We start from the raw sequence: 20,992 nt of genomic DNA, 5'->3' as shown, positions 1-20,992 counted from the left end.
ATATTCTTTCTAAATATTTGTGTAGGAGTCCGAATCTTTGTGTTAAAATATTCAGTTAGGAGCGTCTTTACAGAATAATACATAATAGAGGGACCATTACCGGAAGGGGTAGCAGGAATGTTGTTTTCAAGAGATATAGGCATTGACCTAGGAACAGCAAATGTTCTTATATACGTAAAAGGCAAAGGGGTAATTTTGAATGAACCATCGGTCGTTGCAATGGACCGCAGAACGAGTCAGGTAATTGCTGTGGGGGAAGATGCGAGAAATATGATTGGACGTACGCCGGAAAATATTATTGCTGTAAGACCCTTGAAAGAAGGGGTCATTGCCGATTTTGATGTCACAGAAATTATGTTGAAGTATTTTATTGAAAGAATAAAAGTAAAAGGATTCATGAACAAACCGCGAATCCTTATATGCTGTCCGACAAATGTAACAAGTGTGGAACAGAAAGCGATCCGGGAAGCTGCTGAAAAATCAGGGGGCAAAAAGGTCTACCTTGAAGAAGAACCGAAAGTTGCCGCCATTGGAACCGGAATGGATATTTACCAGCCGACAGGCAATATGGTTATTGATATTGGTGGGGGAACTACTGACGTTGCGGTCCTTTCGATGGGCGATATCGTTACGAGTGAAACGATCAAAGTAGCCGGAGATGTATTTGACGATAATATTCTCCAGTATGTAAAAAAACATTATAAGATGCTGATTGGTGAACGGACGGCTGAAAACATAAAAATGGAAATCGGCACTGTCTACAAAGGCGGTCGTAAAGATGAAATGGATATCCGCGGCCGCGATATGGTATCCGGACTACCACGGGTCATTTCCATTCATTCGGATGAAATCGAATTGGCAATGCGGGAATCTGTCCATATGATTGTGACTTCGGCCAAGCGTGTGCTGGAGAAGACACCGCCGGAACTGTCGGCGGATATCATCGACAGAGGAATCATCCTGACAGGGGGAGGCGCTTTGCTGCATGGCATTGAAAAGTTGCTTGCAGAAGAGCTGAAGGTACCTGTGTTCATTGCAGAAGATCCAATGAACAGTGTGGCGAACGGCACTGGGATCATGTTGGAGAGCCTTTCAAGAAGAGCCCGGTAAAATCTCGGGCCAAATTCTATTTGTGTGTGCAGCATCCGCAGTTTTTTAGTATAATGGCAACATACGTGACTGCGTTGTTACGCAGCTGCGACAGAACTGTGGATGTGCAATGTTCTGCCAGCAATGGACAGAAGTATGCGGCATTGGAAAGGTTGACGACGTAAATGGCTGAGCCGACTAAAAAAGTTTCTAAACGAAAAGAACATAAAAACGAAGAAACGACCGGGGATAAGCAAGAGAAAAAAACCTGGTGGGTCCAGATCCGAATGTTTCCAATCTGGCTTCGAATCATCCTTGTCATCGCACTGATCGTCCTGGCAGCAGCCTTAGGAGCGATGGTGGGTTATGGGGTAATCGGTGACGGTGAACCGAAAGATGCGCTGAAATGGGAAACCTGGCAGCATATCATTGATATAATGAGCGGCAAGAAATAGAGATTGCCGCATGCTTTAACTTATTTGGAAAAAGGAGTTGGACTCATGTTGACGACTGAACAGATCAAAGCGATCTTACCACACCGCTATCCATTTTTAATGGTGGATCGGATTTTGGAAATAGAAGCCGGCAAAAGGGCTGTTGGCCTGAAAAATGTCTCTGCCAATGAAGAGTTTTTCAACGGCCATTTTCCGGAATATCCAGTAATGCCCGGAGTCCTCATCGTTGAAGCGTTGGCTCAGGTCGGAGCAACAGCAGTATTGCAGGTGGAAGGCAATGAAGGGCGGCTTGCATTCTTCGCAGGCATCGACAATTGCCGCTTTAAGCGCCAGGTCGTCCCGGGTGACCAACTGCGTCTCGAAGTGGAACTGACGAAGCTGAGAGGGGCCATGGGCAAAGGTCACGGCATCGCAACAGTCGACGGCGAAGTGGCATGCGAATGTGATATTCTTTTCGCCCTCGGACCAGTTGCATCACCTGAAACAGAATAATGAGTTTATTATTAAATTTATATAAAGTATATTCTAAAAAAATGAAGTGTAAAATTAATTTACTAGTATTCTTTCTGAATATGGAGGGATTTAATGTATAATACATTGCCAACGTCAGTCAAAAGTAATATTACCCGTTCGGTTACGAAAGTATTTGAAAGATATATGGCAGGAATCGAATGGAAAGAAGAATTATATAATATTGATGAATTCTTGAAAATATGGAGAAAATATATTACACAAGATTCAAAATGGTATAAAGAACTTTCAGATGAAGTGAAAACCAGCAATGAGTTTCATGAAGAATTGGCCCAAAAAATGAATCAGATAATCACCAAGATACTTCACGAACCCCCAACAAATGAACAAAAAGAAAGAATTATGGTATTGCAGAAAAGCAAAGATGTAAATATCGACTATTCTTGCAAGGCTGAGGCTGCATTTGTAGAAAGTAAATTGAAGCAGTTGAATTAAAAAAGACTTGATGAAGGAAATTACCCTCATCAAGTCTTTTTTTAATTTGCTGCTTCGTCGATTCGCAGTACAGGACGTGAGCGCATGTCACTCTCAAAGCGCTTCAGCAATTGTTCACCTTCCAGGCCGTCTTCAAGAAGTTCAGCCAGCAGTGTTTCGGCGTATTTGCGGCGGGCACGTTTCAAAGTGCCTTTCATCAGGATGGAAACATGGTCGCCAATCTTTTTGACCCCGTAAATGCCGACTTCAAAGGTCGCCGGTTCATTCTCCGGATAGGAGATGACCACTTTGACGTCATAGATATTTTTGGAATCCATCATCTCTTTGAATTTTTCCTCATGTGACAAATCCATCAGCATTTCAATTACCCAGGAACGGTGGCTGTTCTCCTGATTGATGATGATGCCGTCTTCGAGAGGGAAATTGATGATGTCATCCCCTTCAACAAGTCCCATCGAAAGCATTTTAAAAGTCTTCATGTATATCCCTCCAAAATCGATCTTTTTTCCAGTATAGCATAGACGTGAACTTTCAGGTCTATGATGAAAAGGACATGCAAAGCTGCAAAAATTCATTTTTGCCAAACACTTTGTGTATCCGAAAAAGCCAGTATCCATAAGGAGCAGGAAAGAGAAAAAAATTTTCCTGCTGATTGAAAAATGAAATATGACCTGCAGAAAAACCGCCAAATTCTGTTTTTCCCCTTTTGCATAAAATTCAGTTTATTTAGTAAGCTGATTTTAACGGAAGGAGGTGAAAGAATATGAATCAGGTCGGACTGGTCGGAAGGCTGACAAAAGATCCAACATCAAGAACGTTAAGCGAGGGACGTGTACATACAACGTTCGTCGTTGCCGTTTCCAGAAGTTATAAAAACCAGAGGGGGGAAATCGAAACTGATTTCGTGCTTTGTTCCACTTGGGGAAGGCCGGCAGTGAATGTCGCGAAATTCTGTGTCAAAGGCTCACTTGTAGCGGTATCGGGCAGGTTGCAGTCCCGGCATTACGACAAGGAAAATGGCGGCAGGGTGTATGTTACGGAAATTCTTGCGGACCAGATACGTTTCCTGGACAGAAGAAAAGCGCAAGAAGAAACCGCCCCGTCGCAAAAGGAACCAGAATCTGAAGCAGATTTTGATTTCCCCGTGCCGGAAGCGGAACCAATTAACACATAATAATACAGGAAGATGGGAGGCACTTAGCCATGCCGAAGGACGTACAACAGCAACTGGAAGTGCATATGGAGCAGCTGATCCGCCTGACAGCGCTGCTCCATACAAGATTGGCAGAGGCGGAACGGGAGCTAAGTGAACTGAAAGAGCATTTCCGTTCCGCAGCAAAGGTTTAACACTGTTTCACTCATCAGATCAGGGAGAGCATGGAGGGGTGGGGACCCGGCCATGCTCATTTTTGGATTTATAAGCTGTATAAGTTGAGTTAATGAATAAGCTTTTATAGCCCGCTTAGGCGCTATGGACAGTGCAAAGATTATGCTCCTGCGCAAGCTCGTCGCAAAGGAGGTGCCATCTTCGTATGGCACACCTTGGCTCCCACAATAAGCCGAGAAAACCACTCGTCTTATTGCTCCGTCGGCATTCGCCTGCTCCTAAGCCGCGCCGACGCTGGCGAAATCTCTCAAGATATGGAGCAAAACAGCGCAGACGCCCAGGGGAGCAGAAATGGAGTTGGCAAGCCAACTCCGTTTCGACGAAGTGCGTACTCTGCTAGTATTTAAATCCGTGCTCCTGCATCGCTTCGCTGCTTCGTCGCAAAGACTTAGCCTCGCAAGCGTCGGCTAATGTCTTCGAAGCTGTTTTGCGGAATATCGGCTACTATAGATTATTAGTTTAACTTATATGATAGTACTTATATAAAGAAAGTATTTTCAAATGAGTGTTCGCTTTTCTTATAACGAATAAGTGAATAGCTCCTTCAGATCATTATCGGACAGCTCGGTCATCCACTGGCTCGATTGGATAAACTGCTCGGACATTGCCTGTTTTTGTGTTAACAGGGAATCGATTTTCTCTTCAATGGTGCCAATGGTCACGAATTTGTGGACATGGACAAATTGCGTCTGCCCGATGCGGTAGGCACGGTCTGTCGCCTGATTTTCGACGGCCGGATTCCACCATCTGTCAGCGTGCAATACATGCGTGGCGGCAGTCAGGTTCAACCCTGTGCCTCCCGCTTTTAGAGAAAGGATGAAAATCGGGAATTTGCCCTGCTGGAATGCATTCACGAGTGAATCCCGCTGATTTTTTGGCATGCTGCCGGTCAAAAACGGCACTTCGTGGCCATAAAGTTCATTGATAGCCTGCTGCAGGAGATGCCCCATGCCGATGTACTGCGTGAAAATGAGGCATTGTTCACCGCGTTCGGCGATTTCACCGGCCAGTGTAACTATCCGCTCAAGTTTCTGCGATCTCGGCAAAATTTCTTCCGCTGTAGTATAAGGCTCTTTCAGATACAAAGCCGGATGGTTGCATAACTGCTTCAGTTTGCTGAGCATTTTCAGGACAAGCCCTTTTTTCTCGAAACCGGTCAACGTTTCCATCTTTTGGACGGTATCCTGTACGAGACCTTCGTAAAGAGCGGCCTGTTCAGGTGTCAGTGGACAATATTCAAGCTGCTCCTGTTTTTCCGGGAGATTCAGCTGAAGATCCGGATCTTTCTTGGTGCGTCGCAGCAGGAATGGCTGAATGCGCTGACGCAATTTTTCCTTCGCTTCTTCCGATTCATCGCGCTCGATCGGAATCATGAACGTTTCCTGGAATTGCTTGATGCGGTACAGATATCCTTTATTGATAAAATCAAATATCGACCATAGCTCGGACAGCCGGTTTTCAATCGGCGTACCCGTCAAGGCGATATGGTGCTGGCCTTTGAAACGGCGGATGGTGCGTGATTGCTTCGTATACATGTTCTTGATGTTCTGTGCCTCATCCAGGGTAATGCTGGTCCAGGGCAGCTCCTGCATTTCTTCGGCGTCGGATGATGCGATGCCGTAAGTGGAAAGGACGACGTCCGGCTGTTCTTCTTCAAGGAAGCGTGTGAAATCCTCGGCTTTGGGACGGACCGGGCCGTAATGCATATAGATTTTCAAATCAGGTGCAAACCGTTCCAGTTCCTTCTGCCAGTTGCCGAGAACGGAGGTCGGGCATATGATCAGCGAAGGGTGCGCCTGTTTTTCTTTATGGACATGGAGCAGGTAGGCGATCAGCTGCACCGTCTTGCCAAGGCCCATGTCATCTGCAAGACAAAGGCCGAAACCTTCTTCCCGCATAAATACGAGGTAGTCAAAGCCTGTCTTCTGATAGGGGCGAAGTTCTGTGTTCAGGTTTTCGGGAATCGCTGTTGGCGGAAGATCCCGTTTATCGAGCAACTTGTCCAACAGGACTTTCAACGATTTATTCAAATTGAATTCGACGAGCGGATCGTCTTCTTCAGCCGCTTCCTCGAGCATGATTTCCGGTACGTTCTGGAACAGCATGTCCTTGATCGTCCAGTCGGCATCATCTGCCTCTTCGATCATTTTCCGGAGCTGCATCAGCAGATTTGAGTCGACACGCACCCATTCGTTGCCGATGCGGATAAATTCCTTGTTGTCGGTCACGAGCCTTTCGAAATCCTGCATGCTGAGTTCGTGGCCGTTCAGCGAAAACTGCCAGTCAAAACGGATAATCTGATCAAGCCCCACGACCGATGCTTTTTTGGCCGGGGAATGGACATTGGCTTTTACGCGCACCTTCGATTCCTGTACGGCCTGCAGCCAGGAAGGGATGGAGACTTCGATGCCGAAAGCCTGCAGAATTTCCGTATCGTTGCGCAGAAATTCGAGGACTTGTGCATCTGTCCATTCCGCATGGTGGAGGCGGCTTTCATCAAAGCTTTCAATCGAAGGGCAAAGGCTCAGGACCAGTGCCTGCTTTTCGGCTATTTCCGCGTGGCGGCTGCGCCATTTCTCAGGCAACACCTTTTCCAGCGGCTCATCCATGCGGCGTTTGGACGGCGTCCAGTAAACACTGCCGCGCTTCGAACGCAGCACGACCTTGAAAGACCATTCCGGCGTTTCGTCCGGTTCGCTCAATTGCACAGCGATTACATAATCGTCCGCAGGTTCCAACCCGTCCCATCCGGCGTGCTGGATAAAGTGCCGGATATACGGCAGCTGGGCAGTTGTCAGCCCTTTTTGTCGAAGCTGCTGGCTGATGGTGTCTCTCAGAAACGCCTGGATATCCATATCGCCATATTTGCTGTCGATGACAATATCTTCGCCCTCAACACTGACGTGCTCCCAGAGGCGCGGATCGTTCAGCGAATCCGAGACTTTTCCGGCAAGTTCAAGCCATGCAATATCATCATCGGTCTGTCCTTTGAATGCGACATAATGATGGACTTCACCATTAAAAAGCCGGACAAAGTCAGCGGGCGACAATACGAGGTCCAGTCCGTCCATTTCCGACTTCAGCCCGAAAAAGCTGGCCTTGTCCATAAAGTACAAATAGGGCGTCCAGATTTCAGGAGGAATGCGGTTTCCGGTTTCATTGATTGCCTGAACACGGAAGCTGTCCCCTTTGGTGATTTTCAAATAATAGATGCGGCTTCCTTCTGTTTGGAATTGAGTCATACCAGATTTCCTTTCTCAATCTCTTCCTGCAATGCACGGAGTCGTTTATTCTGTGTCCGGATTTCTTTCATATATGAATTCCAAAATTCCACTTGGTCGCTCTTTTTGCAGGCGGCTTTCATCTTTTTCCAGATGCGCACGGCCTGTTTGTAACTGGCCCGGCTGCGTTCGTCCAAATGGGACATCGCATAGCGGTGGTAAAGCGGCAGCACAAAATCAGGCGCTGCTTCCTGGACTTCCTTCAATCCACATTCCTCGGCGAAATAGAGCGGGGAATTATGCAGGTGGTGAAGTTCCGCCCATTGCTTGAATAACCCTTTTTCGATCAGGTAAGTCGAATAGGCAGGCAATCCGTAGTGCCCAAATTGCCGGAAAAGGTCTTCCCAATCCGTTTCGCTCAGATCGATCAGGAAGAACAGGCGGCTCAGCGTCCGGACATATTGATGGCGGTATTGCGTATACAAACCTTCAAAAAGGAAAGTTTTCACATGCGGTTTGACAGCGATTAAAATCGTTTTGAGAGCTTCACTGTTATGTTCCTGTTCTGCCAGAATCGCCAGCTGGATCCAATCATGTGCATCATTAGGGGCAATTTTTTTCAGGTCCACTGTTTGATTCAGCAGAATCGCAAAAAACGCGAGAATGCGTTCATCGGGACGCGGGAATAATGTAAGTTCCTTTTTCCGCAAATTGTCGCCGGTAAAAAGGTGGGTCCAGAAAGTTTGGTAGACAGTAAAGCGCTGGGATGAAGAACCGTCCTTGGTTGCGGCAAAAGCTCGGACCATGTCGCGGAGGTGGTCGAAGAAAGCATCGGATTCGAATGTCCGGTGCTGGCCATGTAATTGGTCGAGCAGATCACGCAGTTCGTGAAGCTCATCTTCGAACCAGGTCTTGAAAAACGAATGATGGACATCATTCGTGCCGGATATATAGGTAGGCCAAACTTCGGCCAATGAAATGAAATGGGCATAGGCGCGGAACAGGACTTTCCATTCCCGTTCAAGCGGCACAAAGGACAGCGCATTTTTCAGGCGGCCTTCATACATCTGTTCAAAATAGAAATAATTTCTTGTCGTGTAATCGGGAATCGGATCCCGCCAGACGCTGCGTATCACTTTTGTCCACTGCTCAGGTGAGCGTTTATTGCCAACCGTTGAAAGCTGTTCAAGTTCACGTGCCCGCCAGTCAGCCACCCAGCCGGACAGTGAACCGACCTTCTGGTATAAAGCGAAGATCACAGCGAGCCGGTGCCTGCACATTTCTTCCTGCGGGCAGGCGCAGACCGTTGTCTGCTTATCGAAATTCATCACGACTTTCACCGAATGGGCGTCTTTGACAATCGCCTCGAGCAACAGCCGCTCTTCATTGAATGACTGGATCTGCACTCCGTCGTGGCGCACCAAAAAGACTGCTTTTCGAACCATTTCCTCATCCAACGCCCGACCGGGATGGAGGGATTCCTCGACAGCAGCCATATAATTGTGAATCGTCTCTTCGTATTGTTGTGCCAGGGATTGAACCGTAGCCATTTGCATCGCCCCAAAAATAAACTTTCCTTCTATTATACTTGTTTCCGGCAGCCCCGTAAATGGATAGGAGAATTCAGTGCTGCTGCAGCATGTGAAAAAATTTTTAAAGAACATGTTTTTTTAAGAATTAATACATTATACTGGATAAAGAGTGTGATTAAATACCTATAAAATTAGAATAGGAGCATGACCTTGGAAAATGTTTATGTATTGAGAATCCCTGACCTTCAGCAAGTATTGAAGCAGGAAGATATTGCAGTATGGGAACTTTTTTTATTGACTGATGAAAAGCGCTACGAGAAGATCCGGTTCCAGGTATCCAGGGAAGGCGGATGCTTCACATTCACGAACATTCAAGCCTGCAATGGAATGCTTGCGACCATCCAAATCGATTTTGACCACCAAACCATTGTGTTCAATTATGGCGGAAATGACACAAATGAATTCGTACATTTCCTGTTCTCCGCACTGTCGCAGCTCTTTGTAAAGGTTGATACGGAGCGGATTCAGTTCATGGCAACTGCACAGAAACCACGGATAAGACGACCCGGCACAAGAAGATAATTCTTGTGCTTTTTTAGTTACGAAACAGGAAAAGTGTGGTATTATTAACTAAACAGAATATTCTAAATTCAGAGAGGGGGGGAACCATCATGTTGCATGTCAAAATGATGAAACCATTCTATACGAAGAAAGAAGACCATCTTGTGAAGTTCGTCTTTGCCTACCAGTACCTCTCAATTATGAAAGATGATGAATTGTTTTATTTCATCCCGGTTGAAGGGAAAGAAATTGTAGTAAATACGAATACTTTCCAAGTAGAGAACTTATCCGAAGTATTCGTATTCCAAAAAGGAAATCGCTTTATCCGTCTGCCGCTGTACCAGCTGTTATTGGTCTCCGATATCCATATGCATCTCCAGTCGATCCTGCAGGGAGAAACCGGGGGCGTCATAGAGATCCCGGACCAGGCCAAATCCGAAGCGATGGAAGCGATCGAGTTTCTGGAACAGGAAAATTTTGAACGTATGATCGACTATGCACTTGAATCACGGGATGAAGTGATGTTCCATGAACTCATTGCACAACAACAGCAACAACAGCAGCTTAATGGAGGTTTGCCAAGTGAAGCTTGATACCCGTCACGTGAACCCTGCATCCGATTAATAAGCGCCTGCCCGGCTTGAAGGGGGAAGGCGTTTTTTGTTTGCTTAAAACCCTGCAGAACACAGCAAAAATCCCTTTTCCTTGGAATCCGGAAAAGGGATTTTACGGTTTGAAAGTATACATGAGTCACCTCTACATCATTGTGAAAAAGTTGACGAAAAGCATGACGGCTGTCGAGCCAACAATTCCCAGTGCAAGATCTTCCCATCCCAATTCAAGTGCTTTTTCGAAATTCATAACAATCCGCTCCCTTTGTCTTTTCTGGTTTGTTCAGAAGATCTTGCTTATAAGCGATAAATCCTTGGGTGATTTATAACCTGTTCCCATTCTATTGAAAAATCAAAATGTTGTCATGATACTATATAACTAAAAATTCTAAATAATTTAAAAATAACAAACTACAATGAAAATACTTAATATCATATATTTCGCCAGCTTGAAGAAAGACTGGCGCATTGCTATATTGGAAGGAAGCACAGCCGAGAGATTTTTTCGGAGCTGATCGATAGTTGCATATAAAAGGAGTGGATGATTTTGCGGACATTGCCAAAACGGTTGCAGCGCGGAGATACGGTTGGCGTAATTGCGCCTTCAAGCCCGCCGGACCTTGAGAATTTGAAAAGAGCATTGCCATTTTTGGAAGAACTGGGCCTGAAAGTGAAAATGGGTAACGCGGTGGAAGCGAAATACGGCTACCTCGCGGGCACGGAGGAAGAGCGACTGGCGGATCTGCATGCCATGTTCGAAGACCCTGAAGTTGCAGGGATTTTTTGTGCGGGCGGAGGATACGGAGCCGCACGGATGACGGATCGAATCGATTTCGCGATGATCAAGGAGAATCCGAAAGTATTTTGGGGCTATTCGGATATCACATTTTTGCATACGGCAATCGGCCAATACGCGGATCTGGTGACTTTCCACGGGCCGATGCTGGCTTCCGATGTCGGCAAAGATGAATTCCATGAACGGAGCGGCCGCATGTTCGGCCAATTATTCGCACCGTTCGAATTGCATTATGACGAAGGAATTTCCACATTGACGCCCGTCAGCAGAGGCGTGGCCCAAGGGGAATTGGTGGGCGGCAACCTGGGGCTTTTGCGGAGCAGCATTGGAACGAAGTTTGAAATCGATACCAAAGACCGGATTTTATTGATTGAAGATGTAGAAAAACAGCCACACGAAGTGGATGCCATGTTGAATCAGTTGCGGATGGCCCGAAAATTTGAGGATTTGGCCGGCGTGGTGATCGGGGATTTCAAAAATTCCGATCCGAAGAAACCCGAAGAGTCGTTGAGTCTTGACCAGGTATTCGATCATTACTTCAAAGATTTGGGCATACCAGTTGTCAAAGGCTTCAAAATTGGCCATTGCGAGCCGAACTTTTCTGTGCCCCTTGGTGTCGTGGCAAAACTCGATGCCACTGAAATGACGCTGACAATCCTGCCGGGCGTCGAGTGACAATCCGCTGCTTTTCCCGGCAAAACAGCAACCAGGAAACCGTAAAGCCGTTTTCCGGAGGAAATAAAGGAGTCATATGATGATAATTCCACGTTTTTATGATATAATAAACTGATATTGTTTCTAAAAGAAAGGCGTGGATAACAATGGCATTCCAACCACATGAAAAAGAAGTATCAGAATTTGTAGCGGCCCGCTTCATCGGAGAATGGATTTCCTTTACCCGCAATGATGTCGAGGTCAACGGAACCATTTTTAAAATCATGGATAACTCGGTAATTGTTGAAATTTCACCTGAAGATGCAAAAGAAATTGGTGCACCATCCAACATGACCGTGATTTCACATAAGAAATACACGATTGTAGAAACACAGGAAACTCAGGAAAAACAAGAGAAAAAATAATAATTACAACATTTAAAAATAGTTTGATTCCAACCTCCCGCCGTGTGCGGGAGGTTTTTTCTTTGGAATTGTTTGGGTGATTGTCGGGTGACAGTCACCCAAACAATTCAGACAATACATTTTTTGAAAATTGTACCAGTTACGGGATTCCAAAGTCCGCCGTTTTTTGGTAAAGTAAGAGAAGGTTAACATACGCTTTTCGCCAATCGCCAGGAAGGGAATAAGGCCATATGATATTTGATTTTAAGTTCTGGCATTATTTCGCCAGACAGGGACAACTCCTGCATAATCTGGAAAATTCGGAAATGCGGCATTTCAATAAGAGGCTCGGATGGTTGTTTGGGCTGGGTGTGCTTCTTTTTGCACTGCGGGAAATTTGGGGCATGAACAGCGCATCGCTGACACCGTATCTGGTGGCGGGCGATGAGGAAGCCTACACGCTGGCCCGCTGGACTTCGCTTGCCGGTAGCCTGATCTGGGCCGGAATCTACCTGGCATTTCATACATACGGTGCGGCTTTTCTTTTCAGCCGTTTCCTGAAAATTCCCTGGCGCGCTGCGCTCGTCATGCAGACATATGTAACGGCAATCCTGATCATCGAAAAAGCATTGCTGTTTTTCATATTTGCTCTACTCGGTTACACGACATACTTGTCCCTTTTTTCATTTGGCCCGTTGGCGGCAATGCTGTTCAACCACTCGTTCGTCATTCTGTTCTTTAACCAGCTGACAATTTTCACGTCGCTGATCATCGCCATCCAGTACCGGTTCCTGCGCAATTACGTGAAATTTTCACCGAAGCTGTTATTGTTCGGGCTGATTCTTCTGCATGTACTTGTCGCGCTGTTTATCGGCGCATTGAGCTTTGTGCCGTTGGCGGACATGCTCGAAGGCTTTACGGAAGGAGTGGTTCGGGGTGAATAAATACTTTGCGATCGGCTTATCCATCGCCATCACCGCTTTTTTGGCAGCCAATGCAATCCTGTTGTTCAGCGAAAGGAGCCAGGTGCCGAAAAAACTTTACATCAGTGAATACGAACGTACATATACGAGCAGCTACTCGGAGAAATTGCCGAAAGAGGCCATCACCGCCCCGCTGGGAGCCACGGAAATCTTTATACAGGATTCCGCTGCAATCGAACAATGGATCATCAATGAAGGAGATTATGTCGAAGCCGGCACAGAACTGGCCCTGTTGAACGAATCCGAAAGCGAAGAACAACGCGCCATCTGGGAAGCGGAAGAAGATGCGCTTGAAGATGAACTGCGTGAAGTGCGAAGTGCGCTGCAGGATCTTGAAACAGCCAGCTCCCGCCAGTCCCGGCCGACTACCGGCTCTTCAACAGACCGTGATACGGTGACAACCGCACAAGGCGACACCGTTGAACTCGACATCAATGTGTCGTTGGACGTCGAGGTTCCCCAGGACGGGTCCTATGCGGCCGGAATTGCGGAAGCGGAACAGCGCATTGCTTCAATTGAAACCCAGTTGGCAGTGGTGGAAGCCCAGCTGGATCAGAATACAGCCAAACCGGCTCTTGTCAGTCCGATTGAAGGCGTGGTCGGCAAAGTTGATGCCGGTTCCATGCCGATGAGCATCGAAATCTATTCGAGTGAAAAACTCTTCATGACCTACGTGGTCGAAGAAGAATGGCTGGACGTCTCCGTCGACGACCGTGTATTTTTGCATGTCGATGGCATCGGGCAGGCAATGCCCGGCAAAATTTTACGTAAGTCACAGCTGCCGGCAGGCGGTTCGAAATGGCTCGACGCCTACCGCGCACTTGATCCCGTAGACCAGAATAATCCGATTGCGATTTACGAAGTCCTGATCATAACAGAAGAGCCGATCACAGACGCCGTTCCTTACGGCAAAACGGCCAATGCCTCCATCGTTATCAACGAAGCGGCGGATGCAGTTGCCTTGAAAGATACCTGGATTTTTGACCGCTACAACGGCACAGGCAATGCATTCGTGTTGAATGAAGAAGGGCGCGCCGAAGCGGTGCCAGTCACCATTGCGTTCGATCTGGAAGGCAAAGCCATACTCAGCGATGGCATGGAAGCCGGCGCGACCGTGGTCGACAACGACTTGCTGCGCCGATTCGCATCAGCACCACAGGCATTCCTGCCTTTCCCGAGCATCCAGCCGGACATGGAACACGCGAAAAACACCTATTGGCGCAAGTACGTTGAATACCTGTTGGCGAGATGAATAAGTCTGGACCCGTGAGCGGATGCTCACGGGTTTTTTTGTGCTGCGGTTAAGTGTCATGCTTGGGGTGGGGGGATCTGTCGTATAGCTGCATTTAGCTATCGTATAAGCCGGTTGACCTCACGTATAACGGAGTTTACCTACCGTATAGCGAGATTTACCTCACGTGCCGACTTTTCCACCGGCTTTCACGGATTGAAAAGGGCATTCGAACGGAAAGCAGTCCGCTGCCGGCGGACTGCCCAGGGGGCGGCGGCTGCCGCCCGAACACTACCGGATAGTGGGTTGGCTCGCTGGGTGGAGGGTTAGCCGTCGTATAAACTGGTTTACCTGTCGTATAAACTGATTTCCCTCTCGTATAGATGCGTTTACCTCCCCTATAGCGAGATTTACCTCCCGTATAACCACTTTTACCTAACGTGCCGACTTTTCCACCGGCTTTCCCCCAGTGGGCGGTGGCAGCCGCCACCGCCCGACCACTACGCTGATCGGCTGATTATGCGGGATAGTCATTTACTTTCCCGGCAACTGGGCGTAAAATGAATATTTATTCCGAAAACCGAAAGAAGGCATGACTGGATTGAAGCAGTGGAAAATATACATGATTTTGACCGGTGTCATGATCGTTTGGGGATTTAATCTCGCAACAGTAAAATACATGGTCGAATTTGTCGGTCCGGTTACCCTGACGACATTCCGGATTCTCCTCGCGGGGATTTCGGTGTTCGTCATTCTCGGCTATTTCAAGCTGCTGCGATGGCCGAGCCGCATCGATTGGAAATACATCCTGCTCGGCGCGCTGCTGAACGTCGTGTCGCACCATTATTTCCTGTCGAATGCGCTGACACTCACCACGGGCACGAATGCCGGACTGATTCTCGGCACCGGTCCGATGCTGACGGCGGTCCTTGTGTCACTCATCATGCGCAATTACCCGTCACGCCTGCAATGGCTCGGTGTGGTCATCGGCCTTGCCGGAGTGATTATCACGGTGCGTGTCGGCAGCGGTCCCACGAGCGGCATGAATGTCGGGGACTTGTTTGTCTTCATCTCGATCCTGACGCAGGTGCTCAGTTACATCGTCATTGCCAATGCGGCAAAAAACCTGGATCCGCGGCTGATGACCGGCTATATGTTCATTACTGGTTCCATTGTGCTGTTTTTCATCTCGCTCATCCAGGAACCGGGCGGCATGGCGGCATTCGGGGACGTTCCGCCGGTGTTCTGGCTGGCATTCGTCTTTTCGGCCGTTCTCGGCACCTCAGTCGGCCATATGCTCTATAATTATTCGATCGGCCAGGCCGGCCCGACAAAAGCGGCGATTTTCATGAACTTAAACACCTTATTTTCGCTGGTTGCAGCGTCGATTATCCTGAATGAAACCATTCTGCCCGGCCACCTCGGCGGCTTTGTACTCATTGTCATCGGCGTCCTGTTCGGCTCGGGCGCCGCAGAAGACCTGCTCCGAAAAAGAAAAAAACGGTTCAGCACCCGCTGAGCCGTTTTCGTTTTAGGGAAGGGCGAACCCGTATAACCAGCAGGCTGGTCTGAATAAATCAACATGAAATGGGGAACCGTAAGATAAAAACGGCGAACCGTAAGATAAACACTTCAAACCGTAAGACAAAATATGAAAACCGTAAGATAAATTCCTCAAACCATCAGATACCATCGCTGTCCATCAAACAACCCCCTATTACCGCTCCGCCCACTGGGCAGTCCAAAGATCAGTTTTTCAAGGAGAAACCCACAGGGAAAGTGGAACCGTAAGATAAAAACGGCGAACCGTAAGATAAACACTTCAAACCGTAAGATAAAAATCACTAACCGTAAGATAAGTCCAAAAAACCATGCAACAGAATGCGAATAAAACCACCGCATATCAACCGTTTTTTCTTGTTCTTATGGACAAAATTAATTATGATGGGGACAATAGGAGAATTCGGTTGGGGCTGCCGGTATTGTTGTCGGTAAATAGACCTGCTCCTGCCGCTGCAATAGTGCGCTGAAGGGCCGAAATTCTTTTGCCCCACGTTTTTTATATGAGTATCCTCCCTGTTAATGTGCGGGATGAAAAGAATATAATAGAAGAAAATAACGAATGGATCGGAGATCTTTATGACATTATCCCTTAATCCCCGGGCGGAAGCGCTCGTTATTTCCGGCATACGCCAATTTTTCAACCAGCTGGTGGATTATCCGGACGCCATCAACCTGACAATCGGCCAGCCTGACTTCCCGACCCCGGAAGCGGTCAAAAAAGCGGGGATGGATGCCATCGCGGGCGACCGGACCAGCTATTCCCACAATGCCGGCCTGCTTGAGCTGCGCCAGGAGGTTGCGTCGTTTTTCAGCGACAGCTACGCGCTGTCCTATAATCCGCAGACGGAAATCATTATCACGAACGGTGCCAGCGAAGCGCTGGATTCCCTGCTGCGGACGATCCTCGAAGAAGGCGATGAAGTCGTTATTCCGGCGCCCTGCTACACGGGATACGTTCCGCTGGTTGAACTGAACGGCGGCAAAGCGGTTCTGCTGGATACCTCGGACACCGGTTTGGTGCCGGATCCGCAGCGCCTGGAAGCGGCCATTACGGATAAGACGAAAGCGGTCCTGTTCAATTTCCCGTCAAATCCGACGGGTGTCAGTTTGAATAAAGAAGAAACTGATGCGTTGGTTGAAGTGTTGAAAAAACATGAAATATTCATCATATCGGATGAAATCTATTCAGAGAATGTCTTCGAGGGACAGCATTTTTCATTCGCGTGCTGTAACGACATCAAAGACCGGACTTTCCTTGTGCACGGCTTGTCGAAATCGCATTCGATGACGGGCTGGCGGATGGGCTTTTTGCTCGGGCCGGAGACATACATGAAGCATGTTCTGAAAGTGCATATGTACAACACGGTTTGTGCGTCTCTGCCAAGTCAGCATGCGGCTATCGAGGCATTGCGCAATAACCGTTTTGTGCCGGACGAAATGAACGCTGCCTACAAGACGCGGCGTGATTATGTCTACGGCAAATTGCTGGAGATGGGTTTTGATGTCGTCAAACCGACAGGAGCTTTTTACATATTCCCATCCATCGAAAAATTTGGCCTTTCTTCCTTCGACTTCGCTACACGGCTGTTGAAAGAAGGAGGGGTGGCGGCAGTGCCGGGTTCGGCTTTTACGAACTACGGCGAAGGCTTTCTGCGCATTTCGTATGCGTATGCCATGCCGACATTGGAACAGGCGATGGAGCGGATGGCCGAATGGCTGAAAACTTTGCAAGTCACGGAAAGGGGATAAGGCATGGAATTATTATGGGGAACACCGGAGAAAATGCAGCAATTGCTTTGTGAAATGGTCGGTTGGAAAAGCATCACGCATTCGGAAGGGGAAGTGGAATTCGCTTATAAACTGAAAGATAAGTTGGAGCAGGTCCCTTATTTCCAGGAAAATCCGGAAAAGATTCATCTCGGTGAAGTTAATTGGGACCGCCAATACGTCACCGCCCTGTACAAACACCCGGAAGCCACCGATACCATCGTTATGATGAGTCATTTTGACACCGTCCAAACGGAGGAATACGGTGACCTCAAGCCGCTTGCATGCAGCCCGATTGAGCTGACGGAAGCGTTAAAAGGTTTCCGCGATGAGCTGGACGAATATGCGCTGGCAGATCTCGACTCGGGTGAATACTTGTTCGGCCGCGGCACGATGGATATGAAAGCGGGACTGGCGATGCATATGGCAATGCTTGAAAAGGCTGCCGCGAATGAATGGCGGATCAACCTGCTGCTGCTGTCGGTGCCGGATGAAGAAGTCAATTCAGCCGGTATGCGCTACGGTGTCAGCAAATTGCTCGATTTGGAACGGGAATACGACCTGGACTATATTTTATTCCTGAACGGAGAGCCTTCGTTTGCCCAGCATCCGGGCGACCAGGCCCATTATATTTATTCCGGTTCCATCGGCAAAATTATGCCGGCCGCCTTGTTCTACGGCAAAGAGACGCATGTCGGCGAACCGTTGTCCGGCATCACGTCCAGCTATATTTCGACGTACCTGACCCACCGGATGGAATGGAACCCGTCATTCAAGGAAACGGTCTACGGTGAGACGACGCCGTTGCCCGTAACACTGAAGCAACGAGATCTGAGGAATTCATATTCGGCGCAGACACCTTACCGCTCGTTTGCCATGTACAATGTCTTTATGATGGAACACAGCGCCAAAGAAACTTTTGATTTGTTTGAACAAGTGGCGAAAGATGCCGCAGCGCATTGCATGGAAGATTATATGGTGATGTGCCGCAATGAAAACATTGAACCTGTCGGAAATATTGAAGTTATTCGGTACGAAAAACTGCTGAATTATGCCATTGAGAAATTTGGGCGCGATTATTTTAACGCCCTGATCTATGATACGCTGATGCACCCGGAATGGGACGTGCGCGATAAATCGATGCACATTACCGACATCCTCTTGCTCAATTGCCAGGAATTGACCCCTGCGATCGTCATCCTGTTCGCGCCGCCTTATTACCCGGCGGTCAACTCGTCGGAAGACGAATTGGTCAAACGCTGTGTTGAGCAGATCAAAGAAAACGCCATGGCCAAATACGGCCACGAGCTCAATCAAATCCATTATTTCAACGGCATTTCCGATTTGAGCTACATCAATTACGGCGACCAGGAAGACGGCTGGGTGACATATGAAAACAACACCCCAATCTACGGCGATTCCTACAGCATCCCGTTCCAGGCAATGAAACAACTAAAGGCGCCGGTTCTCAACATCGGCCAATTCGGCAAAGATGCCCATAAACGGACCGAACGCCTCCACATCAAGAACGCATTCGAACAGATGCCAGCCCTGCTGGAAGAAATGATCCTGTCCATACCTGTGAAGAGCCGCCTTTAGGGGTGGCTTTTTCTTTTGTTGGAGATAATTGAAAGCTTTCTTTTAATGTTATGCATGGGGAAAGGCGGATTCGTTAGATAAAATTTTCAAACCGTAAGATAAAACTCAAAAAACATAAGATAGAAAACGCAAAACGTAAGATAGACGACCCAGATCATAAGATAGAATTACACCTTCGAGAGTCAACCCACTATTTGCCAGGATCGGGCGGCGAGCGCCGCCCACTGGGCAGTCCGCGGGGGCGGACTGCTTTCCAATCAGATGCTCGTTTCTTTTGAAGAAAGCCGGAGGAAAAGTGGATTCGTCAGATAAGAATCGCAAACCGTAAGATAAAACTCAAAAAACGTAAGATAGAAATGCAAAAACGTAAGATAGCCGGCCAAAATCATCAGATAGAACTCCAACCAAGCGAACCAACCCACAAACTGAATAGATCGGGCGGCAACTGCCGCCCACTGGGCAGTCCGCGGGGGCGGACTGCTTTCCAATCCAAATGCTCTTTTCTCTTGGAGAGAACTGGAGGAAAAGTGGATTCGTCAGATAAGAATCGCAAACCGTAAGATATAACTCAAAAACGTAAGATAGAAATGCAAAAACGTAAGATAGCCGGCCAAAATCATCAGATAGAACTCCAACCAAGCGAGCCAACCCACAATCTGAATAGATCGGGCGGCAACTGCCGCCCACTGGGCAGTCCGCCCCGGCGGACTGCTTTCCATTAATGAATGCCCTTTTCTTTTGATGAGAGCCGGAGGAAAAGTGGATTCGTCAGATAAGAACCGCAAACCGTAAGATAAAACACGCAAAACGTAAGATAGAAATGCAAAAACGTAAGATAGCCGGCCAAAATCATAAGATACACCCCCACCCAAGATGCCATAAAACCATTATAAATCGCATGATTCCAGGATCAAAAATCATTTTTGGCGCAATATGAGCACTCAAATATGATATTTGGTAAATTGTGGAGATCAGCTATCAACTGTGCTACTCTTTAGTCAAGGGTGGCTAAAATAATTATCAAACATCGAAAACGACCGGCTGTGATTGCTGGCTTCCAAGCCTTGGCAAAGCGCTTGCCGCTGAGTCATCTGAAACAGGAAGTTATTAAGGAACGTCTTAATTCCATCAATGCCGGCTTTGGCGGGGAAGAACGGCTGGACCATCTGATGAAATATTTTGACCCTGATTATCCACATTTAATTATTCAGGATTTGCCGATTTCGACTAATGTGGATTTTCAAGTCGATACGCTATTGTTAACACAGTCCTGCGCGATTTTATTGGAAGTGAAGAATCTTTCAGGCCGGCTGCGGTTTACAGTAAACCCCAGTGCTCTGCACCAAACGAAAGCGTCGGGTGAAGAAAAAGGGTATCAAAGTCCATTGGTTCAGGCCGAAGTGATCAAGTGGAAATTTGAAAATGTGCTTACAAGTTTGGGATTCGATCTTCCGGTCCAAGCTTATGTGGTTATTGCTTATCCAAATCAAATCGTAGTCGACTCGCCGCCTGGATCAGTAATATGGAGCGCGGACGAAGTAATGATCCGGCTGCATAATTTCAATATGCCACCAGAGAAGATTTCTGAAGTTGAAATGCAGCAATTGGGGCAGAGGTTGCTCAATCTTTCGTCAGAATTCAATCCATTTCCTTTGGCAGCAAAACATGGGATCAGCACAAGTGAAATCGGCACCGGGGTATACTGTCCGGATTGCAAAACCATTAAGATGGAACGATGCAAACGCTCCTGGCATTGCCCGGCATGCAAATTGAAAAGCTCCGATGCCCACCACGAAGCCATCAGCGAATGGTTTATGTTAATAAAGCCAAGTATTTCAGCTGCTGAATGCAAAAAATTTTTAGAGCTGGAACATCTTTCAAAAGCAAGAAATATATTAAAAAATCCTCTCTATAAAAGAGTAGGCAACAATAAAATGCGAAGATATTACAGAGAAATGCATGTGGGCATTCATAAAAAATGAATGCTTTTTTTCGTGGAATGATATACGTAAACAATATGGAACCATAAGATAGAAGTGGAAAACCGTAAGATACAACTCGCAAAACGTAAGATAGAAACACAAAATCATAAGATAGCCGGCCAAAATCATCAGATACAACCGCACCCAAGCGAGCCAACCCATTATTACCCAAAATCGGGCGGCATTTGCCG

General features: G+C 47.4%; 19 protein-coding genes. 16 read left to right on the top strand and 3 right to left on the bottom strand.

All coding sequences use genetic code 11. The features are described 5' to 3' along the window. Positions 1-120: 120 nt before the first annotated feature. From mreB to DIJ65_RS01280, 4 genes are all read left to right on the top strand, one after another. Positions 121-1,110, top strand: coding sequence for a rod shape-determining protein MreB (gene mreB, locus DIJ65_RS01295; RefSeq protein WP_117300238.1), 990 nt, complete (start codon positions 121-123; stop codon positions 1,108-1,110). Between the two features lie 164 nt (positions 1,111-1,274). Next, positions 1,275-1,544, top strand: coding sequence for a DNA-directed RNA polymerase subunit beta (locus DIJ65_RS01290; RefSeq protein WP_117300147.1), 270 nt, complete (start codon positions 1,275-1,277; stop codon positions 1,542-1,544). A 45-nt stretch (positions 1,545-1,589) separates the two neighbouring features. Continuing rightward, positions 1,590-2,036 (top strand): 3-hydroxyacyl-ACP dehydratase FabZ, encoded by a 447-nt coding sequence (gene fabZ, locus DIJ65_RS01285; RefSeq protein WP_117300145.1) that lies wholly within the window; start codon positions 1,590-1,592, stop codon positions 2,034-2,036. 93 nt (positions 2,037-2,129) lie between these two features. Beyond that, positions 2,130-2,510 carry a hypothetical protein gene (locus tag DIJ65_RS01280; protein ID WP_117300143.1) on the top strand — a complete coding sequence of 127 codons (381 nt, stop codon included), beginning with the start codon at positions 2,130-2,132 and terminating at the stop codon, positions 2,508-2,510. A 41-nt stretch (positions 2,511-2,551) separates the two neighbouring features. On the opposite strand, the gene DIJ65_RS01275 is transcribed toward DIJ65_RS01280, so the two are convergent. Then, positions 2,552-2,989, bottom strand: a complete 438-nt coding sequence (locus tag DIJ65_RS01275; protein WP_117300141.1) for a YwpF family protein — start codon at positions 2,987-2,989, stop codon at positions 2,552-2,554. Positions 2,990-3,273: 284 nt separating this feature from the next. On the opposite strand from DIJ65_RS01275, the gene DIJ65_RS01270 reads away from it, so the two are divergent. Together DIJ65_RS01270 and DIJ65_RS16190 are read left to right on the top strand one after the other, a co-directional pair. Next, on the top strand, positions 3,274-3,684 hold the full coding sequence (locus tag DIJ65_RS01270) for a single-stranded DNA-binding protein (protein WP_117300139.1): 411 nt from the start codon (positions 3,274-3,276) through the stop codon (positions 3,682-3,684). Positions 3,685-3,713: 29 nt separating this feature from the next. Next, positions 3,714-3,857, top strand: a complete 144-nt coding sequence (locus DIJ65_RS16190) for a hypothetical protein (RefSeq protein WP_185959470.1) — start codon at positions 3,714-3,716, stop codon at positions 3,855-3,857. A 558-nt stretch (positions 3,858-4,415) separates the two neighbouring features. Here the strand turns inward: DIJ65_RS16190 and DIJ65_RS01265 are convergent. Together DIJ65_RS01265 and DIJ65_RS01260 are read right to left on the bottom strand one after the other, a co-directional pair. Beyond that, positions 4,416-7,139 carry a DEAD/DEAH box helicase gene (locus DIJ65_RS01265; protein ID WP_117300137.1) on the bottom strand — a complete coding sequence of 908 codons (2,724 nt, stop codon included), beginning with the start codon at positions 7,137-7,139 and terminating at the stop codon, positions 4,416-4,418. Beyond that, positions 7,136-8,668, bottom strand: coding sequence for a hypothetical protein (locus tag DIJ65_RS01260; RefSeq protein ID WP_117300135.1), 1,533 nt, complete (start codon positions 8,666-8,668; stop codon positions 7,136-7,138). Before DIJ65_RS01260 ends, DIJ65_RS01265 begins: the two co-directional genes overlap by 4 nt. Before the next feature lie 192 nt (positions 8,669-8,860). Here DIJ65_RS01260 and DIJ65_RS01255 point away from each other — a divergent pair, with 192 nt between their 5' ends. The 10 genes from DIJ65_RS01255 to DIJ65_RS01210 all read left to right on the top strand — a co-directional run bounded on the left by DIJ65_RS01255 (position 8,861) and on the right by DIJ65_RS01210 (position 20,801). Continuing rightward, complete coding sequence (locus DIJ65_RS01255; protein WP_071152326.1) at positions 8,861-9,232, top strand: hypothetical protein; 372 nt, start codon at positions 8,861-8,863, stop codon at positions 9,230-9,232. Positions 9,233-9,321: 89 nt separating this feature from the next. Then, positions 9,322-9,804 carry a transcriptional regulator gene (locus DIJ65_RS01250; RefSeq protein WP_071152327.1) on the top strand — a complete coding sequence of 161 codons (483 nt, stop codon included), beginning with the start codon at positions 9,322-9,324 and terminating at the stop codon, positions 9,802-9,804. Positions 9,805-10,369: 565 nt separating this feature from the next. Then, the gene (locus DIJ65_RS01245) at positions 10,370-11,293 is read left to right on the top strand and encodes a S66 peptidase family protein (protein WP_117300133.1); all 924 of its coding nucleotides are present in this window, start codon (positions 10,370-10,372) and stop codon (positions 11,291-11,293) included. Positions 11,294-11,439: 146 nt separating this feature from the next. Continuing rightward, positions 11,440-11,697, top strand: a complete 258-nt coding sequence (locus tag DIJ65_RS01240) for a DUF2187 family protein (RefSeq protein WP_071152328.1) — start codon at positions 11,440-11,442, stop codon at positions 11,695-11,697. 230 nt (positions 11,698-11,927) lie between these two features. Further along, the gene (locus DIJ65_RS01235; protein WP_071152329.1) at positions 11,928-12,620 is read left to right on the top strand and encodes a hypothetical protein; all 693 of its coding nucleotides are present in this window, start codon (positions 11,928-11,930) and stop codon (positions 12,618-12,620) included. After that, positions 12,613-13,911, top strand: coding sequence for an efflux RND transporter periplasmic adaptor subunit (locus DIJ65_RS01230; protein ID WP_117300131.1), 1,299 nt, complete (start codon positions 12,613-12,615; stop codon positions 13,909-13,911). Before DIJ65_RS01235 ends, DIJ65_RS01230 begins: the two co-directional genes overlap by 8 nt. Before the next feature lie 580 nt (positions 13,912-14,491). Continuing rightward, positions 14,492-15,409, top strand: a complete 918-nt coding sequence (locus DIJ65_RS01225; protein WP_117300129.1) for a DMT family transporter — start codon at positions 14,492-14,494, stop codon at positions 15,407-15,409. 620 nt (positions 15,410-16,029) lie between these two features. Continuing rightward, positions 16,030-17,202: an aminotransferase class I/II-fold pyridoxal phosphate-dependent enzyme gene (locus DIJ65_RS01220; protein ID WP_117300127.1), complete on the top strand. Its 1,173-nt coding sequence runs from the start codon at positions 16,030-16,032 to the stop codon at positions 17,200-17,202. A gap of 3 nt (positions 17,203-17,205) precedes the next feature. After that, positions 17,206-18,819, top strand: coding sequence for a M20/M25/M40 family metallo-hydrolase (locus tag DIJ65_RS01215; RefSeq protein ID WP_117300125.1), 1,614 nt, complete (start codon positions 17,206-17,208; stop codon positions 18,817-18,819). A 1,004-nt stretch (positions 18,820-19,823) separates the two neighbouring features. After that, positions 19,824-20,801, top strand: coding sequence for a nuclease-related domain-containing protein (locus DIJ65_RS01210; protein ID WP_117300121.1), 978 nt, complete (start codon positions 19,824-19,826; stop codon positions 20,799-20,801). Positions 20,802-20,992 lie beyond the last annotated feature (191 nt).

The sequence above is a fragment of the Planococcus salinarum genome (assembly GCF_007004625.1).
GTDB classification, from domain to species: domain Bacteria; phylum Bacillota; class Bacilli; order Bacillales_A; family Planococcaceae; genus Planococcus; species Planococcus salinarum.
Note: the sequence above shows the minus strand (reverse complement) of the source record. Positions and strands in the feature narration are given on the sequence as shown.